Source organism: Dawidia cretensis, assembly GCF_018598175.1.
Classification (GTDB): domain Bacteria; phylum Bacteroidota; class Bacteroidia; order Cytophagales; family Cyclobacteriaceae; genus Ohtaekwangia; species Ohtaekwangia cretensis.
On record NZ_JAHESE010000130.1, the window covers coordinates 1 to 424 of the forward strand.

1 pseudogene is annotated in these 424 nt (G+C 60.6%); it reads left to right on the plus strand.

The window, feature by feature from the left end:
- Positions 1-154 precede the first annotated feature (154 nt).
- Positions 155-424: pseudogene (locus KK062_RS30055) on the plus strand (hypothetical protein); the annotation flags it as partial.

Genomic DNA, 424 nt, shown 5'->3' on the forward strand with positions numbered 1-424 from the left:
CCCCCCCCCCCCCCCACTTTTTTTTTAAGATTACGGCGACAACCGTTATCAACACTCCCAATTTGGTGGGCTGCGTCAGTGTTTAATAAGTGACAGGACGCAGGAGGGGTGCAATAAAATTACGACGACGCTGGCACTGCCCGACGAGCAGCCGGTGCCGCTGCGGCCGTGGCAGCACTGGTATAGCAAGGCCGCGGTTCTGCTGGTGCTGTTTGGCGGGGTTTGGTTGTTGTGGCGGGCGCCGTTTGATGCTGCGCCCGCCGAGGTTGTCGTACAGGTACCGGCGGGATTGGAGCGGCGCAGCAATGACAGCGACCTGGCCAAGACCATTGTGCTGGAGGACGGCAGCTCGGTCGTGCTGCAGCCGCACAGCGTATTGCAATACCCGGCGCATTTTGAGCCGCACACCCGCCATGTATACCTG